The sequence below is a fragment of the Actinoplanes sp. NPDC051537 genome (assembly GCF_055586105.1).
This window is the reverse complement of record NZ_JBVJIU010000007.1, coordinates 485,826-503,180: the sequence shown is the minus strand read 5'-3', so window position 1 is coordinate 503,180 and position 17,355 is coordinate 485,826. Positions and strand designations below refer to the sequence as shown.

At 71.9% G+C, this 17,355-nt stretch carries 17 protein-coding genes; 9 read left to right on the top strand and 8 right to left on the bottom strand.

Annotated features, from left to right (window positions below):
• Positions 1-140 precede the first annotated feature (140 nt).
• From ACZ6TB_RS20225 to ACZ6TB_RS20205, 5 genes are all read left to right on the top strand, one after another.
• Positions 141-995, top strand: a complete 855-nt coding sequence (locus ACZ6TB_RS20225) for a carbohydrate ABC transporter permease (RefSeq protein WP_465556052.1) — start codon at positions 141-143, stop codon at positions 993-995.
• A complete protein-coding gene (locus ACZ6TB_RS20220) occupies positions 992-1,831 on the top strand; it encodes a carbohydrate ABC transporter permease (protein ID WP_465556051.1) in 840 nt (279 codons plus the stop codon). Before ACZ6TB_RS20225 ends, ACZ6TB_RS20220 begins: the two co-directional genes overlap by 4 nt.
• Positions 1,832-1,919: 88 nt before the next feature.
• Positions 1,920-3,539, top strand: coding sequence for a serine/threonine-protein kinase (locus tag ACZ6TB_RS20215; protein WP_465556050.1), 1,620 nt, complete (start codon positions 1,920-1,922; stop codon positions 3,537-3,539).
• Positions 3,540-3,618: 79 nt separating this feature from the next.
• Positions 3,619-4,407 carry an LPXTG cell wall anchor domain-containing protein gene (locus ACZ6TB_RS20210; RefSeq protein WP_465556049.1) on the top strand — a complete coding sequence of 263 codons (789 nt, stop codon included), beginning with the start codon at positions 3,619-3,621 and terminating at the stop codon, positions 4,405-4,407.
• Positions 4,408-4,415: 8 nt separating this feature from the next.
• Entirely contained in the window at positions 4,416-5,108 is a 693-nt protein-coding gene (locus ACZ6TB_RS20205; protein ID WP_465556048.1) for a class F sortase, read from the top strand.
• 3 nt (positions 5,109-5,111) lie between these two features.
• Here the strand turns inward: ACZ6TB_RS20205 and ACZ6TB_RS20200 are convergent, their stop codons facing one another.
• Positions 5,112-6,755, bottom strand: coding sequence for a SulP family inorganic anion transporter (locus ACZ6TB_RS20200; RefSeq protein WP_465556047.1), 1,644 nt, complete (start codon positions 6,753-6,755; stop codon positions 5,112-5,114).
• Positions 6,756-6,907: 152 nt separating this feature from the next.
• Between ACZ6TB_RS20200 and ACZ6TB_RS20195 the strand changes: the two genes are divergently transcribed.
• Together ACZ6TB_RS20195 and ACZ6TB_RS20190 are read left to right on the top strand one after the other, a co-directional pair.
• Complete coding sequence (locus ACZ6TB_RS20195) at positions 6,908-8,761, top strand: alkyl/aryl-sulfatase (protein WP_465556046.1); 1,854 nt, start codon at positions 6,908-6,910, stop codon at positions 8,759-8,761.
• Positions 8,758-9,744: a DUF389 domain-containing protein gene (locus ACZ6TB_RS20190; protein ID WP_465556045.1), complete on the top strand. Its 987-nt coding sequence runs from the start codon at positions 8,758-8,760 to the stop codon at positions 9,742-9,744. The genes ACZ6TB_RS20195 and ACZ6TB_RS20190 overlap by 4 nt, the downstream gene beginning before the upstream one ends.
• Positions 9,745-10,019: 275 nt before the next feature.
• Here the strand turns inward: ACZ6TB_RS20190 and ACZ6TB_RS20185 are convergent, their stop codons facing one another.
• Together ACZ6TB_RS20185 and ACZ6TB_RS20180 are read right to left on the bottom strand one after the other, a co-directional pair.
• Entirely contained in the window at positions 10,020-10,376 is a 357-nt protein-coding gene (locus ACZ6TB_RS20185; protein ID WP_465556044.1) for a DUF3618 domain-containing protein, read from the bottom strand.
• On the bottom strand, positions 10,373-10,789 hold the full coding sequence (locus ACZ6TB_RS20180; protein ID WP_465556043.1) for a phage holin family protein: 417 nt from the start codon (positions 10,787-10,789) through the stop codon (positions 10,373-10,375). Before ACZ6TB_RS20180 ends, ACZ6TB_RS20185 begins: the two co-directional genes overlap by 4 nt.
• A 253-nt stretch (positions 10,790-11,042) precedes the next feature.
• On the opposite strand from ACZ6TB_RS20180, the gene ACZ6TB_RS20175 reads away from it, so the two are divergent.
• A complete protein-coding gene (locus tag ACZ6TB_RS20175) occupies positions 11,043-11,807 on the top strand; it encodes a TetR/AcrR family transcriptional regulator (RefSeq protein WP_465556042.1) in 765 nt (254 codons plus the stop codon).
• 98 nt (positions 11,808-11,905) lie between these two features.
• Entirely contained in the window at positions 11,906-12,337 is a 432-nt protein-coding gene (locus ACZ6TB_RS20170) for a PRC-barrel domain-containing protein (RefSeq protein ID WP_465556041.1), read from the top strand.
• Positions 12,338-12,353: 16 nt separating this feature from the next.
• Here ACZ6TB_RS20170 and ACZ6TB_RS20165 read toward each other — a convergent pair whose 3' ends face one another.
• From ACZ6TB_RS20165 to ACZ6TB_RS20145, 5 genes are all read right to left on the bottom strand, one after another.
• Complete coding sequence (locus tag ACZ6TB_RS20165; RefSeq protein WP_465556040.1) at positions 12,354-13,646, bottom strand: vanadium-dependent haloperoxidase; 1,293 nt, start codon at positions 13,644-13,646, stop codon at positions 12,354-12,356.
• Between the two features lie 183 nt (positions 13,647-13,829).
• Positions 13,830-15,023: an ABC transporter permease gene (locus ACZ6TB_RS20160; RefSeq protein ID WP_465556039.1), complete on the bottom strand. Its 1,194-nt coding sequence runs from the start codon at positions 15,021-15,023 to the stop codon at positions 13,830-13,832.
• Complete coding sequence (locus tag ACZ6TB_RS20155) at positions 15,017-15,685, bottom strand: ABC transporter ATP-binding protein (RefSeq protein ID WP_465556038.1); 669 nt, start codon at positions 15,683-15,685, stop codon at positions 15,017-15,019. The genes ACZ6TB_RS20160 and ACZ6TB_RS20155 overlap by 7 nt, the downstream gene beginning before the upstream one ends.
• On the bottom strand, positions 15,682-16,740 hold the full coding sequence (locus ACZ6TB_RS20150) for a peptidoglycan-binding protein (protein ID WP_465556037.1): 1,059 nt from the start codon (positions 16,738-16,740) through the stop codon (positions 15,682-15,684). The genes ACZ6TB_RS20155 and ACZ6TB_RS20150 overlap by 4 nt, the downstream gene beginning before the upstream one ends.
• Positions 16,740-17,267 (bottom strand): hypothetical protein, encoded by a 528-nt coding sequence (locus ACZ6TB_RS20145; protein ID WP_465556036.1) that lies wholly within the window; start codon positions 17,265-17,267, stop codon positions 16,740-16,742. The genes ACZ6TB_RS20150 and ACZ6TB_RS20145 overlap by 1 nt, the downstream gene beginning before the upstream one ends.
• Positions 17,268-17,355: the final 88 nt, after the last annotated feature.

Below are 17,355 nucleotides of genomic sequence, written 5' to 3'. Positions count from 1 at the left end.
CCGCGAAAAGCAGGTGCTACTCGGTGTTCCCAACCGAACCCCCCCCCCCCCCCCCCCCCCCGCCGCCGCCGGTCGCGGCCGCCCCGCGCCGGCGCCGGCGGCCCTGGCTCACCATCATCGCCTTCCTGAGCCCGGCGCTGGTGCTGTTCCTGCTGCTCGTGCTCACCCCGATCGTGGTCGCCGCGTACAGCAGCTTCTTCAACTGGAACGGCTTCGGCGCGCCGACGCAGTTCGTCGGGCTGGACAACTTCCACCGGCTGCTGGCCGACGACATCTTCGCCGGCGACCTGCGCCGGGCGCTGCTGCTGGTGGTGCTCTCGCTCGGCATCCAGCTGCCCGTGTCGCTGGCCCTGGCGATGCTGCTCAACCAGCCGTTGCGCGGCCGCCGGGCGTACCGGATGCTGTTCTTCACGCCCTTCGTCCTGTCCGAGGTCGTCACCGCGGTTCTCTTCACGATGATCTTCTCGCCCAACCAGGGCCTCGCGAACCACGTCACCCGGCTGATCGGGCTCGGCGACCTCGGCGCCACCTGGCTGGCCGACCCGAAAACCGTCATGTACTCGCTGTTCGTGGTGATCTCGTGGAAGTACTTCGGCTTCCACACGATCCTGTTCCTGGCCGGGCGGCAGGGAATCCCGCCGGAGCTGCACGACGCGGCCGCCATCGACGGCGCCGGCGGCTGGCAGGCGTTCCGGCACATCACCCTGCCCCTGCTCGGGCCCACCATCCGCATCTGCGTCTTCCTGTCGGTGCTCGGCACGATCCAGCTGTTCGACATGGTGTGGGTGCTCACCGGCGGCGGCCCGATCCGCTCGTCGGAGACCCTGGCCGTGACGATGTTCCAAGAGGGCTTCAAGCGCTTCCACGTCGGCTACGCCAGCGCGATCAGCATGGCGATCTTCCTGATCAGCCTCGCCTTCGGCCTGCTGTACCAGCGCTTTGTCCTGCGCCGCGACCTCGAGGGCGCGATCACGACGATGGGAGACCGGCGATGACCCACGCCACCGGAGCGCGCCGGGCCCGGCACGGCGCCCTGCACCTGCTCAGCATCCTGGTCGCCGCCGTGGTCGTCGTGCCGATCTTCTTCGGGGTCCTCGGCGGGTTCAAGGACAACGGCCAGCTGTTCACCAACCCGTTCGGCCTGCCCGACCCGTGGGTGCCCGGCAACTACCTCGACGCGCTGCGCTCCTCGGCGTTCTGGCAGCAGGCCACCAACAGCCTCGTCATCGCGGTCGCGAGCACGGTGCTGGTGGTCGGCGTCGGCGCCATGGCGGCGTACATCTTCGCCCGCTACGCCTTCCCGGGCCGGGAGTTGCTGTTCACCCTGTTCGCCATCGGCCTGATGTTCCCGTTCGCCGTCGCGATCCTGCCGTTGTTCGTCCTGCTGCGCGAGATGGGCCTGCTGAACAACCCGCTCGGCGTCATCCTGCCGCAGGCGGCGTTCGGCCTGCCCATCACCATCGTCATCCTGCGCAGCTTCTTCCGCGGCATACCGGCCGAGGTCGAAGAGTCGGCGGTGCTCGACGGCTGCGGCCCGTTCCGGTTCTTCTGGCGGATCCTGCTGCCGATGGCCCGGCCCGCGCTCGGGACCGTCTCGGTGCTGGCCGTGGTGGGCAGCTGGAACAACTACCTGCTTCCGCTGATCGTCTTCAGCGACTCCCAATGGTGGACGCTGCCACTGGGCGTCCAGCAGTTCCAGTCGCAGTACTCGGCCGACACCGCGCGCATCCTCGCCTACGTCACCCTGGCGATGCTGCCGTCGCTGGTGTGTTACGCCTTCGCCGAGCGGCAGCTCATCGGCGGTCTCACCAGCGGCATCGGCAAGGGCTGACCACGGAACCGAAGTCCCACCTAGCCGAGACGCGGTCGGCTACGAATCCCCCTAGTCCGGTATCAGGTCTCGGTGGGATGGGGACGGCATGCAGGCTGACAGCGGCGACCGGGTGGTCGGCCGGTACCGACTGGTCATGCTCGTCGCGACCGGCGGGATGGGCCGGGTGTGGCGCGCCCACGACGAGCTGCTCGACCGCACGGTTGCGGTGAAGGAGGTGCTCGCGCCGCCGGGCCTGCCGGACGCCGACGGGACCGAGGCCGTACGACGTACGGTGCGGGAGGCACGCGCCGCAGCCCGCCTCGACCATCGCAACGTGGTCCGCATCTTCGATGTGGTTCAGGCGGTCGGCCGATCCTGGATCGTCATGGAGTACGTGCCGTCGCGTTCGTTGCAGGAGGTCGTCGCCCGGAACGGGCCGATGACTCACCGCGACGCGGCCCGGGTGGGGCTCGCGTTGCTGGACGCTCTCGAAGCGGCCCACCGCGGCGGCGTGCTGCACCGCGACGTCAAGCCCTCCAACGTGTTGATCACCGCCGAGGGGCGAGTGGTGCTGACCGACTTCGGCCTCGCCGCGACCGCCTCGGATGCGGCCGCGACGCCGGAGCCGCTGCTGGGTTCGCCGCACTACATCGCGCCGGAACGGTTACGCCCGGGCGTCTGCGGTGCGCCCGCCGATCTGTGGTCGCTGGGCGCGACCTTGTATGCGGCGGTGGAAGGCCGCCCGCCGTTCGCACGGCCGAGTGTCGGTGAGTCGCTGTCGGCGGTGCTGGCCCAAGCGCCCGACCCGCCCCGGCATCCGGGGCCGCTGCATCAGGTCATCGACGGGCTGCTCGTCGCCGACCCCGCTCGACGCCTGGAGATCGCCGCGGCCCGCGTCGCCGTGCGCGACCTGATACATCGAGCGGTCGGAGTCCACGGCATCCCCTCGCCGCGCCGCCCGGCGGACCAGGCGATCCGGTTCCGGCCCGCGGTAGCGGCGGTGCCGGCCGAGCCGGAACGGCCACCGGCGCGGTCGGAGGTCGAAGCCAGGTGGCGGCTGGTCGCCGGGCTGGCGCTGGCGGCGGTGGCAGTCGCCGGCGGCGGAGCGGCGGTGGCGGGAAGCCGAGGCGACGGCGCGGCCACGCCGGGGCCGTCCGCCACGATCGCCGCCACGCCGGCCGGCCCCTGCGCACACGCCCCTCAGCGGCCGCTGACCGACACGGCTGCGAAGGCTCCCGTCTCGCTGCCCGAGGGCTGGACGTGGCACGTCGACGCCACCGGGTTCGCCGTGCCGGTGCCGCAGGGCTGGAGTCGCAGCGTCGTCGGCGCGACCGTCTGCTTCAGCGATCCCGGCGGGTTCCGCTCGCTGTCGGTCGAGGCCGGGGGAGCGGTGGGCGGCGAACCGTTACCGGTGTGGCAGGCCGCCGAACGGTCGGCCCTCGCCCGCGGCACGCTGCCCGGCTACCGGAAGGTCAGCATGGGCCTGCTTCTGGTCCAGGGCGGGGGCGCCGACTGGGAGTATTCCTGGCAGCCCGCGACGGGACCTCGTCTGCACGCCTACCGCATGCTCGCGGCCGCGGGTGACGACCGTTCGTACCGGCTGACCTGGGTGACCCGGGACGCCGACTGGAATCTCGATCGCGCCAATCAGCGGATTTGTCTCACCGGCTTCCGCGACTCGTCCCGGCCGGGCGCGACGTGGGCTGTCCCGCGTCCGATCGGATGATCAAGGATCCTCCCGTCGCCAAGCGGCTTCCCGCTCCGAATCCCTGGTGATCAAAGCCTCGGTGCACAAGGAGACCCCCGTGAAGCTGTCCCGAACTCTCATCGTCGTGCCCGCCGCGGCGGCGATCCTGCTGGCCGCCCCGATTGCCGCCTACGCCGACGAGAGCGTCCATGTGAAGCTCGACGCTCTCAACCACTCGGGCGCTTCGGGAACCGCCGTGCTGACCGCGATGTCGGACGGCGACCTCAAGATCAGCATCCGGTCGACCGGTCTGGTCCCGAACTCGCCGCACGCGCAGCACCTGCACGGCGCCACGAACGGCATGAACTTCCACTGCCCGGACATGTCCGCCGACAAGGACGGCAACGGCTACGTGAGCACCGAGGAAGGTCTGCCGATGTACGGCGACATCTTCATCTCGCTGACCACCAAGGGCGACACCAGCAAGACCAGTGGGCTGGCGATCGACCGGATGCCGGCCGCCGACGCGAAGGGCAACCTCTCCTACGACCGGACCATCCCGGCCGCCGACCTGCCGGCGGGCACCCTCACGCACCTCAAGGACCTGCACATCGTCGAGCACGGCATCGACGCCAACAAGAACGGCAAGTACGACCTGCAGGGCCTCGGCGAATCCACCCTGGCCAAGTCGGCCGGGCTGAAGGGCATCCCGGAGGAGGCCACCGACCCGGCCGTGTGCGGCATGGTGTCCGGCGCGGCCGTCGGCTCGGTGCCGGTCGGCGGTGTCGCGACCGGTGACGGCAGCACCCGCCACGACTCCACCACTCCTTTCGCGCTCGGTGGTCTCGCCCTGCTCGGCGCCGCGGGCGCCTTCTTCGCGCGTCGCCGGCTCAGCCGGCAAAGCTGAGACAAGCGATGACTCGCTCCGGCGCCACCACGCCGGCCAGGAACCGCCGAGGGCAGTACGCGCTCTCGGCGGTGGTCCTGGCGCTCACCGCGATCGCGATCGTCGCGTTCGCTTCGGGGGCGAAGGACCGGCCGCCGCACCAGCCGCCTCTGACCGCGCCCGCCGCCGCCTCCCAGCCGCCCGATGCCACGTCGGCGGACTCCGCCGAAGCGAGCACCGCCCTGACCACGGGCCCGCTGATGGGAACGTCCGCCCCGACCCGGGTCGTCATTCCCGCGCTCGACGTCGACGTGCCGCTCACCGGGCTCGGACAGCAGGCCGACGGCACCATGCAGGTGCCGGCCGACGCCAAGACCGTCGGCTGGTACACCAAGGCGCCGACGCCGGGAGCGCTCGGCCCGGCCGTGCTGGCCGGACACGTCGACTACAAGAACAAGCCCGGCACCTTCAACCGGCTCGTCGAGCTCAAGGCCGGTGACACCATCTCGGTCGACCGCCAGGACGGCAGCATCGCCATGTTCTCCGTCGTGAAAGTCGACCGCTATGCCAAGAACAAGTTCCCGTCCGACGCCGTCTACGGCCCCATCAACCGCGCCGGTCTGCGCCTGATCACCTGCGGCGGCAACTTCGACAGCGCCGCGGGCCACTACGAGGACAACATCGTCGTCTATGCCGACCTCACGATGGCGCATCCCGCCTGACGATCAGGCGTCGGAACGGATCGCCGCGACGGCTTCGTCGATCGTGCGGTAGCGGGCGGGTGTGTCGGGCGTGCCGGCGGTGCCGATGACGTCGCGCACCTGCCCGATGTTCTTGGCGAGCAGCAGCCGCACGCCGCGCCGGTGGAGCTCTTCGGACAGCCCGGCCAGCATGCGCACGCCGGACACGTCGATCATCGGCATGGACTCGGCGTCGAGGACCACCGCCCGGGTCCGGTCGGTGATCATGCCGAGGACGTCGTCCCGGACGTGATCGGCGTTCGCGAAGAACAGACCTGACTCGATCCTGACCACGACCACGTCGTCGTCGACGGGCGCGTCCGGCGAGCGGTCCCGGTCGGTCCATCCGCCGTCCTGGCGGACCAGCCGGGCCACGTGCGGGCGCGACGCCCGGTAGAGCAGGGTGAGCACCGAGATGGTGATGCCGATGAACAGCCCCGGCAGCGTGTCGAAGATGAGCACGCCGAGCATGGCCCCGACCGCGGCGATGAAATCGGCCCGGGTGGCGTGCCGGTAGATGCGGCTGAGCGGGCTGGTCCAGATCCGGTACAAGGCGCGCAGCGACGAGAAGTCGACCAGCTCGATCACGGCGGCGATCACCACGGCGGCCAGCACCGCCTCGGGCAGCTTCTCGAACAGGCCGGTCAGAAATAGCAGGGTGAGGACGGTGAGCGCCGCGACGAAGATGCCGGAGAGCTGCGATTTCGCCCCGGCGCCGCCGTTCACCGCGGTCTTCGAGAGGCTTCCGTTGACCACCAGGCCGCCGACCAGGCCGGCGCCGACGTCGGCCGCGCCGTTGCCGAGCAGCTCGGCGTTCGGATCGATGGCATAGCCTTCCTTCGCGGCGTACGTCTTCGCCGCCCCCAGACCCTCGGCGAAACCGATCAGAAGCACCCCGACTCCGGGACCGACCAGGTCCAGGTACTGCCCGAAGCCGACATCGGGGATGGCGATGCCGGGCAGGCCGGATTGAATGGCGCCGACTATGTCCACGTCGAGGTCGAACAGCCCGACCGCCGCGATGCCGGCCAGCACCACCAGCAGCGAGGCCGGCAGCAGCGGCAGGTACCGCTTGAGCGCCAAGATCGCGGCCAGCGAGACCAGCCCGATCGCCGCGGTCAGCGGCCTGATGTCGCCGAGCTCGCCGAGGATGCCCCACAGCTTCTCGAAGAAGCTGCCGGACGGCTTGTCGACGCCGATCAGCGCCGGGACCTGCCCGATGATGATCGTCAGAGCCAGACCGATGATGAAGCCCTTGAGCACCGGTTCGGAGATGAACGAGGCCAGAAAGCCCATCCGGAAGATGCCGGCGACCAGGCAGAGGACGCCGGCCACGATCGCGAGGGCGGAGGTGGTGGCCGGGACGTTGTCGCTGCCGGCCACGATCGACGCCGACAGCGCCGCCGTGCCCGACATGGTGGCCACGACCAGGTGCTTCGACGAGCCGAACACCGGATAGAGCAACAGCGCCGGGATCGCGGCGTAGAGACCGGCGACCGGGGAGACGCCGGCGATGGTGGCGTAGGCGAGCGACTCGGGGATCAGCACCGCCCAGACGGTCAGTCCCGCCACCAGGTCGCTTCGCAGCCACGCCCGCCGGTAACCGGAGAACGAACCGAGCAGGCGCACGGGTCAACTGTGGCGTTGCGTGACGGGCTGGGCATCACCCGTCGCGGGTGATCTCACGGCGGACCGGCTCATCTCGGCGGGGTGAGGCGGCCAGCGGTCCGGCCTCGGCATGATCCGGGAGAAGGCGGGCCAATCGCGAGGGAGTGCTACTGATGTCTCAGTCTCTGTCCGGCCGGGTGCCGCCGGGCCTGCGGTTCGAGAACACGACCGACTTCGAGAACGCCCGGCGTGGCCTCATCGACGCCGGCGAGCCGGTGATCCGGAACGATGCCGGTGACGTGGTCTGGGACAACGGCTCGTATTCCGGCTTCCTCGCCGGCGACGCGCCGGACACGGTGCATCCGAGCCTGTGGCGGCAGTCGACGCTGGTCGCGATCCAGGGCCTGTTCGAGGTCACCGACGGCATCTACCAGGTCCGCGGCTACGACCTGTCCAACATCAGCTTCGTCGAGAGCGCGACCGGTGTGATCGTCGTCGACCCGCTGATCTCGACCGAGACCGCGGCGGCGGCGCTGGCGCTGTACCGGCGGCACCGCGGCGACCGCGAGGTCCGGGCGGTGATCCACACACACAGCCACGTCGACCACTTCGGCGGCGTCAAGGGCGTCACCACACAGGAGGATGTCGACGCCGGCCGGGTGCAGATCATCGCGCCCGCCGGGTTCCTCGAGCACGCGGTCGCGGAGAACGTGTACGCGGGCACTGCGATGGGTCGCCGGGCCGGCTACATGTACGGGGCGGCACTCGCGCGCGGCCCCCGCGGCGGCGTCGGCGCCGGACTCGGGCAGACCACGTCGACCGGGACCGTCACGCTGATCGAACCCACGGTCACGGTGACGGAGACCGGCCAGGAACTGACCGTCGACGGCCTGCGCATCGTCTTCCAGATGGCACCCGGCACCGAGGCCCCGGCCGAGATGCATTTCTACTTCCCCGACAAGCGAGCGCTGTGCATGGCCGAGAACGCCACGCACACGCTGCACAATCTGCTCACCCTGCGCGGCGCCGAGGTGCGCGACCCGCACATGTGGGCGCATTACCTCACCGAGGCGATCGAGCTGTTCGCCGAGAAGTCGGACGTCGTGCTGGCGTCCCATCACTGGCCGACGTGGGGCACGGCCAACATCGTGGAGTTCCTGGGCCTGCAACGCGATCTCTATGCTTACCTGCACGACCAGACGCTGCACCTGCTGAATCTCGGCTACACGGGTCCGGAGATCGCCGAGATGATCCAGCTGCCGCCCGCGCTGGAGAACACCTGGCACGCCCGCGGCTACTACGGCTCGGTCAGCCACAACGTCAAGGCGATCTATCAGCGCTACATGGGCTGGTACGACGGCAACCCCACCCGGCTCTGGCCGCATCCGCCGGCCGAGGCGGCCAAGCGGTACGTCGAGTTCATGGGCGGCGCCGACGAGGTCGTGGCCAAGGCACGTGTGTCCTTCGAGGCCGGCGACCTGCGCTGGGCGGCCCAGGTTCTCGATCACGTGGTGTTCGCCGACCCCGGGCACGGCGCCGGCAAGAGCCTGCTGGCCGACGTGCTCGAGCAGCTGGGCTTCGGCTCGGAGAACGGCACCTGGCGATGCGAGTTCCTGTCCGCGGCGACGGAGTTGCGCAGCGGGAACTTCGGCACGCCCACGGTCACCGCTGCACCGGACATCGTCGCCCACCTGAGCCCGGAGATGCTCTTCGACGCGCTCGCCATCCAGATCGACGGACCACGATCCTGGGACCTCGATCTCGCCATCGGCTGGGAGCTACCCGACCACGGCGTCACTTACCGGACCACACTGCGCAACGGCGTTTTCACGTACGTCAAGGACAGTGACAAGCCGGTGCAGCTGACCCTGACCGCGTCCGCCGGCGCCCTCGCCGCCCTGGCCGCCGGCGACGTCGAAGCGGCACGGTCGAACGGGCTCACCCTGGCCGGCGACGAGAAGCAGCTGGCCGCGCTGTTCGGCGCGCTGCGGCCCGGTGACCCGGACTTCGCCATCGTCGAGCCGTGAACCTTACGGTCGCGCCGTCCGACGTCGACCGCATCATCGGTCGGTTGTTCCTCACTCAGGGCAACCGGCCGCGCAACCTGACCAACTTCTGGGTCCTGCTCCTGCTCGCCGCCGTGATCGCATCGGCCGGCGTGGTCGCCGACTCCACTGCAACGGTGATCGGCGCGATGATCGTCGCGCCGCTGATGACCCCGATCCTCGGCACGGCGCTGGCGATCGTCCTGGCCGACCGGCGGCAGCTGGTCTACCACCTCGGGCTCGTGCTGGCCGGCGCCGTCGCCGTCGTGGGCATCGGCTACCTGCTCGGCACAATCATCCAGATGGACGTGGTCGCCGCCACGAACTCCCAGGTCGCCGGGCGGGTCAGCCCTCGGCTGATCGATCTCGTCGCGGCGCTTGCCACCGGGCTTGTCGGCGGGTTCGCGCTCATCCGGTCGGACGTGTCCGACACTCTGCCGGGCGTGGCGATCGCCATCTCGCTGGTTCCACCGCTGGCCGTGGTCGGACTCACGGCGGAGTCCCACGCGTACGGTGAATCGTTCGGCGCCTTGCTGTTGTTCGGCACCAACGTCGCCGCCATCATCGCCACCGGCACCGCGATCATGCTCGCCGCCGGGCTGCGCGACGCCGCCAAGAAGGCCGCCCTGCCGGTCGGCGCCCTCGGCGTCAAGACGGTGGCCACCGTGGCGCTCTCCCTCCTGCTGATGGCGGTCCCGCTCGGCTACGGCAGCTGGCAGGTCCTGCAGGAGCAGGTCATCATCGGCCGGGCCCAGCCGGTTGCCAGCCGCTGGGCGGACGAGCAGGGCTGGCAGCTGACCGACGTACAGGTCCGCCGCGGAAGGCTGTACGTGATCGCCATGGGCCGGCCGCCGGAAGCCAGCGAGACGGCCCTGCGCCAAGAACTCGACGATGCCGGGCTGGCCGACGTCGATGCCGTGGTCACCCTCATCATCGGCGGCTCCCGCACCCTCGAAGCCCACTGATCCGTCACCGGTCGCCGCCCTCCAGCGCGGCCAGGGTGGCGACGGCCCACGCCCCGACCGGCCCCGCGAAAAGGCCCACGATGCCGACGACGGCGGCCGCCAGAGCGGTGATGCTCGTGCGCCGGTGTCATGACGGCGATGTCGGCCCGGTGCGGCCGGCTCGTGCCGCCGATCCCGCTGGTGGCGTGCCGGGCGGCGACGGTCGCGCCCAGTTCAGCAGTCCGAACGCGACGATGACGAGCACGGCCGCGGTGGTCGGCGGCCCGGGTGCGTGCTCATCGGCGCCGCCGGCGGGCCACGACGATGATCGTGACGAGCACGGCGGCTGCGGCGGCGATGGCGGCCAGGGGCAGCGGGCGGCGGACCGGTGCGGGCAGGTCGGAGTCGGTGAGCTGCTGCTTGGCCGCCGCCGCCTTGTCGGTCACGGTCCCGGCGGCCTGCGCGGCCTGGTCCTTGACCGCGGCCAGCTTCTGCCGGGCCGCGCCGGTGGCGTCACCGACGGCCTGCTTGGCGCGGGACTTCACGTCGGTCTTGGCGGCGAGGTGCTGCACCGTCTCACCGAGCTCGGCGCGCGTCTGCTCGATCTCGGTGCGCAACTGCTCCGGGTCGGTGGGGGTTCCGGCGTCGGTCATGAGGAGCGTCCTTCCCGTACGGCGTTCTTGACGGCCCGCACGTCGGCCTGGGTACTGGCGACGGCGTCGCTGGGCACCGGCGGCACCGCAGCCTTCAGCTTCTGCTTGCCGAGCAGGGCCGCGATGCCGGCGGCGGCCAGCACGACGACCAGCACCACCAGCAATGCCAGCCACAGCGGCATGACCAGGTCGAGCAGCACGACGGCGAGGGCCAGCAGCAGGCCGAGCCCGTAGAGGCCGAGCACGGCGGCGCCGCCGAACAGGCCGCCGCCGACCCCGGCCCGCTTGCCCTTCTCCGTCAGTTCCAGCTTCGCCAGCGCCAGCTCGTCGCGCACCAGCGTCGAGATCTGCGCGGCGGCCTGGCTCACCAACTCGGAGGTGGGCGCCGGCTCACGAGGGAATCCATTCGACACGTGCTCGCTCCTTTCGTCAGGTGGCCTCCCCGCTCACGGCGTGCCATCGGCACGGGCCAGGGGTGTGATCGGTGCAATCCCCATCCGATCGGCGTCTCAACCCCATGCGGGCGATTCATTCACCAGCCGTTGTTTATGAGATAAACGAGTATTTCTCACGGCCGGCGGATTCGTCCTGGTCGGCCCGGCGCCGGCCATCTGTGGGACGCTTGCGCCGGGCATGCGACGGCGCACGGGGGACGCGGGAGGCGCGATGCAGGATCCGGACAGGTCGCGGGAGCGTGGTGACGCGGCCGAGGCGATCCGCACCAGTGGCCCCGGCTCGGGGCGCAGCGGACTCGATCAGCAGCGCATCCTGGCCGCGGCGGTGCGGTTCATCGACGAGAACGGCCTGCGGATGCTCACCATGCAGCGCCTCGGCGCCTACCTCGGCGTCGAGGGCATGGCGCTGTATCGGTATGTGCCCGGCCGGGAGGCGTTGCTGGACGGTGTGGTCGAGACCGTCGTCGACGAGCTGTTCGGCGACCCCGACGTGCATCTGGAAGCGCACGCCGGCTGGGTCGACTACCTGCAGCGCCTGGCCCACGGCCTGCGCCGGATCGCGCTGGCCCACCCCGAGGTGTTCCCGCTGGTCGCCACCCGCCCGGCGGCGGCGCCCTGGGTCCGGCCGCCGCTGCGCAGCCTGCGGTGGATCGAGTCCCTGCTCGAGGTGATGAACAAGGCGGGGTTCTCCGACGAGAACGCGGCCGCCGTCTACCGCGCGTTCAGCAGCTTCCTGCTCGGCCACCTGCTGCTGGAGGTCTCCGGCCGCGGTGTGGAGACCGGCCCGGTCGAGGAGCCCGACGTGTCGCCGGTCGAGGACCTCAGCAACTACCCGCTGCTGCAGCGCCTCGAGCCGCATCTGTCCATCGATGTCGCCGCGGAAGATTTCGAGGAGGCTCTCGAGGCTCTGCTCGACCGGGTGGCGCTGCTGTTGCCGCGCCGCCGCCGGCCGCCCCGGCTGACGGAGAACATGTAGCGCCGGTTTATGTCCTAAACGGGCGGGCATTTTTCGAGTCGTCAAGCGATCCGAGTCGCTTTTTCGATCGTGAGACATCCCCTCCCGAAAGGATTGTCGTGATCACCCAGAACGACATCGCCCGGCTCACCGGCGCCGACGTGTACGACACGGACGGCGACAAGATCGGTTCGGTCGGCCAGGTCTACGTCGACGTCCGGAGTGGTGACCCCGAGTGGGTGACCGTCAAGACCGGCCTCTTCGGCACCACGGAAACCTTCGTCCCGCTGCGCGACGCGCGCGTCACCGACGACCGGATCACCGTGGCTTACGGCAAGGACCAGGTCAAGGACGCCCCGCGCGCCGGTACGGACGAGCCGTTGACGCACGCCGAGGAGCACGAGCTCCACACCTACTACCGCCTGCCGGCCGTCGCCTACGAAGGCGAGACCTTCCAGATCGGCTCCTCCGGCTACTCCGGCGCCGACGATGCGATAACCCGCTCCGGGGAAGCCGGCAACGCCCGCCTGCGCAGGTACGACGGCAGCTGATCGGAGCCGCTTCCGGTCACCGTGGGCAGGCGCCGAAGTGCGTCGGTCCCGTCTCCCGCAGCAGCCGGGTGGCCAGCGTCTCGCCCGCCACGTCCCGGCCGATCTGCAGGCCCGCCTGGTTGCTGAACTCGAAGTGCTGGCCGCCGAAGATCCGGGAGCGGCCGGCCTCGGCCGCGGCCGCCGAGAATCCCGGGTAGGTGCGGGGCACGCCGCCCGGCGCGGAGTCGGTGGCGAGGGTGAACGGGATCGCGTCGGCGCAGAAGAACCCCTGCAGGACGGCCGCGCCCGCCCCGCTGTAGGAGCTGTGCCCGGAGACGTACTCGGGCGTGCCGCCCACCGCGCCCGCGCGGGCCGTCCACGCCGGATCGGCCGTCGTCGAGGGGTTGCCGTCGGTGTCGGCCTCGCGGATCGCGGTGGTCGGCCGCCAATGCCGGTACGTGTACTTGGTCGCCACCGTGGTCACGGTCGCGTCGGCGAGGGCCATGGTCAGCAGGGCGGTCAGCCGGGCCTGCTCGCCGAGCGGCAGCCGCCGGTCGTGCGAGACGGTCAGCGCGATCCGCAGCCACTCGCCGGGCGGCTGGTCGGACCCGGCCGGCAGCGACCAGAACTGGAACGTGGCGAGCAGGTCGGGCGCCGGGAGTGCGGCGTTGCCCAGCACTGCCACCTCGGCGAACGCCGCCGCGTACGGAACCGAGTCCAGGGCCGGCGGTGGCCCCGGGACGTACCGCGACGGATCGGCCACGGCGAACGGCCGCACGTTGCGGTACTGCACGCCCGGCCACGCGGCGCGGAAGACGCCCGGACCGGAGCCCGCCGGCTGGGTCTCGACCGGGGCGGAGCCGTCGTCGGCGCGAACCGCGACCACCCGCCGGCCGACCTGATCTCCCCACCCGGCCCCGCTGGTCACGCCGTGGCCGTTGCCGAGACGGGCGAGGCCGGCGGCGAGCGCGGCGTCATAATCGGTAGTTCGGGACGGATCCAGCCGTACGAGCACAGCATGCGCGGCGGCCACGGCGGCGGCCTGCTCATCGCCGTTGCGAGGCCCGGGTCCCGGCACGAGCGCCGGCGCCCGCGACGGCCGGGCGATGCCGTTGACCGCGTCGTACATGGCGACGTTCACCATGGCGTAGAGCCGGGCGGCATCGGCGTCGGAGGACCGGTTGGCCCGCACCGCGTTCAGCGCGAGCTCGTTCCAGCTCCGCACCGCGTCGATGTCGGTCCGGGTCGCCCCGGCCGTTGCGGGAACACCGAGTCCGCTGGTGACAAGCCCCAGCACGGCGGCGAACAGCAGCTTCCTGACCACGATCATCGCCCCCCGGCGAGACGGCTGTTTCGCTACACGGTGCACCCCCGCGGCCGCCACGACACCGCCGTGTAGGAAATCGGACGCAAACGAGCGAGCCGGTAGCGCCGCGGATTCAAGCGCAGCGGCCTTGCCATGGTGACGGCGGCGGCAACATTGGCCGTCGGCGTGAGGTGGTAGGCCGGATGGTCACGGGGTGGCCAGGGCTTCGGTGGGGGAGAGCCGGGCCGCGCGGATCGCCGGGTAGAGGCCGGCCACGCCGCCGATCAGCACGGTGGCGCCGATCGCGCCGGCCGTGGCCCAGGCCGGCACCACGGCCGGCCAATCCTGGTAGGCGGCATAGCCGGCGGTGATCGCGATGCCGAGCAGCACGCCCGCCGCGCCGCCGATCGTGGACAGCAGCAGCGCCTCGGCGAGGAACTGCAGCCGGATCTGGCCGCGGGTCGCGCCCAGCGAGCGGCGTAACCCGATCTCGGCCCGGCGTTCGAGCACCGAGATCACCATGGTGTTCGCGACGCCGACGCCGCCGACCAGCAGGGCCACCGCGCCGAGGCCGAGCAGCAGCGCGTTCAGGGTGGTGTCGGCGGCCTGCGTCGCGGCCAGCGCGTCGGACGGCTTGGAGACGGTGACCGCGCCGGGCTCGGCCGGGTCGGCGGTGCGGGCCAGCACCGCGTGGACGGCCTCGACCTGGCTCTCGTCGGATCGGGTGTAGACGGTGGTGGCCCGGCCGTCGAACGGGAACAGGCCGGTGGCGGCCTCCCAGCCGATGAGCACGGAGGCGTCGAGCTCGGGGGCGAGCGGGGCGCGGCCGAGCACCCCGATCACGGTGAAGCGCACGCCGCCGACCAGGATCATCGTGTGCTCGCTGGGCCGGCCGACGCCGAGCCGGTCGGCGGCGTCGGCGCCGAGCACCGCGGCCGGGTAGCGGGCGGTCAGGCCGTTGAGCCAGGTGCCGCGGCTGACGGCGGCGCCGACCGTGGCGGGCAGGGTGAGCCGGGCGGCGAGCACGGACAGCCCGTTCGTCTCCACCCGCGGGATCCGGTCGGTGCGGTAGACCCGTACGCCGCCGATCGTGCCGGTCGCCGAGACCGCGGTGACCGGACCGATCCGGCCGATCATCGCCTCGGCCGGGGTGGGCAGCGCGGCCGGCCGTCCGTCGATGGTCTGTCCGGGCGCGACGGTGAGCAGGTTGGTGCCGAGCGCGGCGAGCTGGCGGTGGAGCTGCTCGCGGGAGGACGACGAGATGCCGACGACGGCCACCATCGCGGCGATCCCGATGGCGATGCCGAGCGCGGACAGCAGCGCCCGGGTGGGCCGGGCGCGCAGGCCGGCGGCGCCGACCCGGAGCACGTCGGCGGGAGCGAGCCGGGCGGGGTTCAGCATGCGGTGGCCTCGCTCTCGATGCGCCCGTCGCGCATCCGCACCTGCCGGTCGAGCTGGGCGGCGAGGTCACGGTCGTGGGTGATGACGACGACGGTGGTACGCGCGGCATGCAGCTCCCGCAGCACGTCCAGGACCCCGGCGCCGGAGGCGGTGTCGAGGTTGCCGGTCGGCTCGTCGGCGAGCAGCAGCGCCGGTTCGGCGATCACCGCCCGGGCGATCGCGACCCGCTGCCGTTCACCGCCCGACAGCTCGTGCGGCTCGTGGCCGAGCCGGTGCCCGAGCCCCACCCGGGCGAGCGCGGCCTCGGCCCGGCGGCGGCGCTCCCGGATCGGCACGCCGGCGTAGAGCAGGCCGTCGGCGACGTTGTCCCTTGCCGTGACCCCGGCGGCGAGGTGGAACTGCTGGAAGACGAAGCCGATGCGGAAGGCCCGCAGCGCCGACAGCTGACGGTCGGAGAGCCGGGACACGTCGTGGCCGTCGATCGCGACCCGGCCGGAGGTGGGGCGGTCGAGCGTGCCGAGCATGTGCAGCATCGTCGACTTGCCGGAGCCGGACGGGCCGGCCACGGCGACCAGCTCGCCGGCGCCGATGGTGAGGGTGACGCCGTCGAGCGCCCGCACCCCGCCCGGGTAGACCTTGGTGACGCCGGTCAGCTCGATCATCGCGGCATCCCCACGGTCAGTCCCTCGCGCACGCCGTCGCCGGCGACCTCGACCAGCCCGTTGGCGAACAGCCCGGTGGTCACCCGCACGAATCGCGTGGTGCGGCCGTCGACGACCTCGAGGCCGTAACCGCCCTCGGCCAGCGCGACCAGGGCGGCGATCGGCACGGTCAGGACGTTCGCGCGCTCGGCGGCGGTGAAGGTGACGGTGACGACCGCGGCCTCCAGGCCGGTGGCCGCGGCCGGGTCGCGCAGGGACACGGTGGCCTCGATGCGGGTGACGGGCTGGGTGTTCGGGCCGGTGGGCTGCTCGACGACGGTGTGCACGCGCTCGACCCGGCCGGCGACGTGCCGGCCGTCCGGCATCGCGACCTGGACGGCGACCCGGGGGTGGGCGAGCCGCTGCTGGGACACGTCGAGGTCGACGGTGACGACCCGGCCCGCGCCGGTGTAGCGCAGGACCTCGCCGCCGCCGCTGGACTCGTTGACGCCGGCCGTGACGCTGTCGACCCGGATCGGGCCGGGGGCGAACACGACCCGGCCCAGCTCGACTCTGCCGGTGCGCGCCAGCCCGAGGGTGTGCTGCCATCGCCGTACGGCCGCCGCGGTTGTTGCCGTGTATTTGTCGTCCGCGGTGAACCCGCCGAAGCCGAGCGCTGCCAGGTTCGCCTCGAGCTGGCGCACGTCGCGGCCGGTCGCGCCCGGACCCAGAGCGCGATAGGCGGCGACCGGCCCGTACAGCAGCACCACCGGCCGGTCATCCACCCGGTAGATCGCCGCACCCCGCCCGATGGTGTCGCCCGGCCGCGGCAGCCGGGTGATCACGCCGGGAATCCGGCCGGGCAGCGTGGTGTGGTCGGTCCAGCCGAGCTCGCCGACCTCATCGGCGGTGTCGTGCATCGTCTGGCGGGTCACCTGGGCGGTGGCCGGCGGCAGGCCGGAAGCGGGCGCCTCGTCGTGCCCGCCGCCGCCGAACCCGGCCGCCGCCACGACGGCGGCGCCCCCCGTGAGCACCGCCGCCGCGGCCACGGCGGCCGTCCGGAACCGGCGTGTCATCAGTGGGTCACCGTGGGGCTGGGCGTGAACGACCGGGTCAGGTCGCGGCAGGTCGCCTTGGCCGCGTCGAACTTCGGGTTCTGCCGTACGGCGTCGGGCAGCTCGGCGTGCCCGTCCGGATCCGGGTCCGGGTAGTCCGGGACGCCGTGCTCCCGCATGCACTGCGACTCGTAGCGGGCGGCCGCCGCCTTCTGCGCCCCGTCCGGCCCGGTCAGCACCGGCCGCAACGCGCGGCAGGCCTGCTGGGCCGCGGCCAGGACGCTGGTGTCGACGGTGGTCTTGTCGATACCGCGGATCCGCACGTCGCCGCCCGTGACCTCGGGGTCGGGGTAGCCGGGCAGCCCGTTGTCCCGCATGCATCGCGCGTACCGGATGCCCTGGTCCAGGAAGCTGAGGGTGGCCGTCGGGCTCGGCGTTGCGCCGCCGCCGGCGGAGGCGACATTCTTGTGTTCGGCCGGCTTTCCGCAGGCCGCCGCCGAGATCAGCACGAGCGGCAGCACGGCGGCCGCGATCAGATGTTTCCTCATGACGGTCAGTGCAGCAGCGCGCCGGCAACGGTGCCGTCACAGCGGCTGTAACGCGGGTGTAATGCCCGGACGGCGAGACTGCGGTGGG

Bases quoted from the DNA above. Each gene is read 5' to 3' on its own strand.
- ACZ6TB_RS20195 (WP_465556046.1), top strand. From the start codon at position 6,908: ATGTCTCAGTCTCTGTCCGGCCGGGTGCCGCCGGGCCTGCGGTTCGAG.
- ACZ6TB_RS20165 (WP_465556040.1), bottom strand. From the start codon at position 13,646: ATGATCGTGGTCAGGAAGCTGCTGTTCGCCGCCGTGCTGGGGCTTGTC.
- ACZ6TB_RS20175 (WP_465556042.1), top strand. From the start codon at position 11,043: ATGCAGGATCCGGACAGGTCGCGGGAGCGTGGTGACGCGGCCGAGGCG.
- ACZ6TB_RS20215 (WP_465556050.1), top strand. From the start codon at position 1,920: ATGCAGGCTGACAGCGGCGACCGGGTGGTCGGCCGGTACCGACTGGTC.
- ACZ6TB_RS20185 (WP_465556044.1), bottom strand. From the start codon at position 10,376: ATGACCGACGCCGGAACCCCCACCGACCCGGAGCAGTTGCGCACCGAG.
- ACZ6TB_RS20160 (WP_465556039.1), bottom strand. From the start codon at position 15,023: ATGCTGAACCCCGCCCGGCTCGCTCCCGCCGACGTGCTCCGGGTCGGC.
- ACZ6TB_RS20155 (WP_465556038.1), bottom strand. From the start codon at position 15,685: ATGATCGAGCTGACCGGCGTCACCAAGGTCTACCCGGGCGGGGTGCGG.
- ACZ6TB_RS20145 (WP_465556036.1), bottom strand. From the start codon at position 17,267: ATGAGGAAACATCTGATCGCGGCCGCCGTGCTGCCGCTCGTGCTGATC.
- ACZ6TB_RS20150 (WP_465556037.1), bottom strand. From the start codon at position 16,740: ATGACACGCCGGTTCCGGACGGCCGCCGTGGCCGCGGCGGCGGTGCTC.
- ACZ6TB_RS20205 (WP_465556048.1), top strand. From the start codon at position 4,416: ATGACTCGCTCCGGCGCCACCACGCCGGCCAGGAACCGCCGAGGGCAG.
- ACZ6TB_RS20220 (WP_465556051.1), top strand. From the start codon at position 992: ATGACCCACGCCACCGGAGCGCGCCGGGCCCGGCACGGCGCCCTGCAC.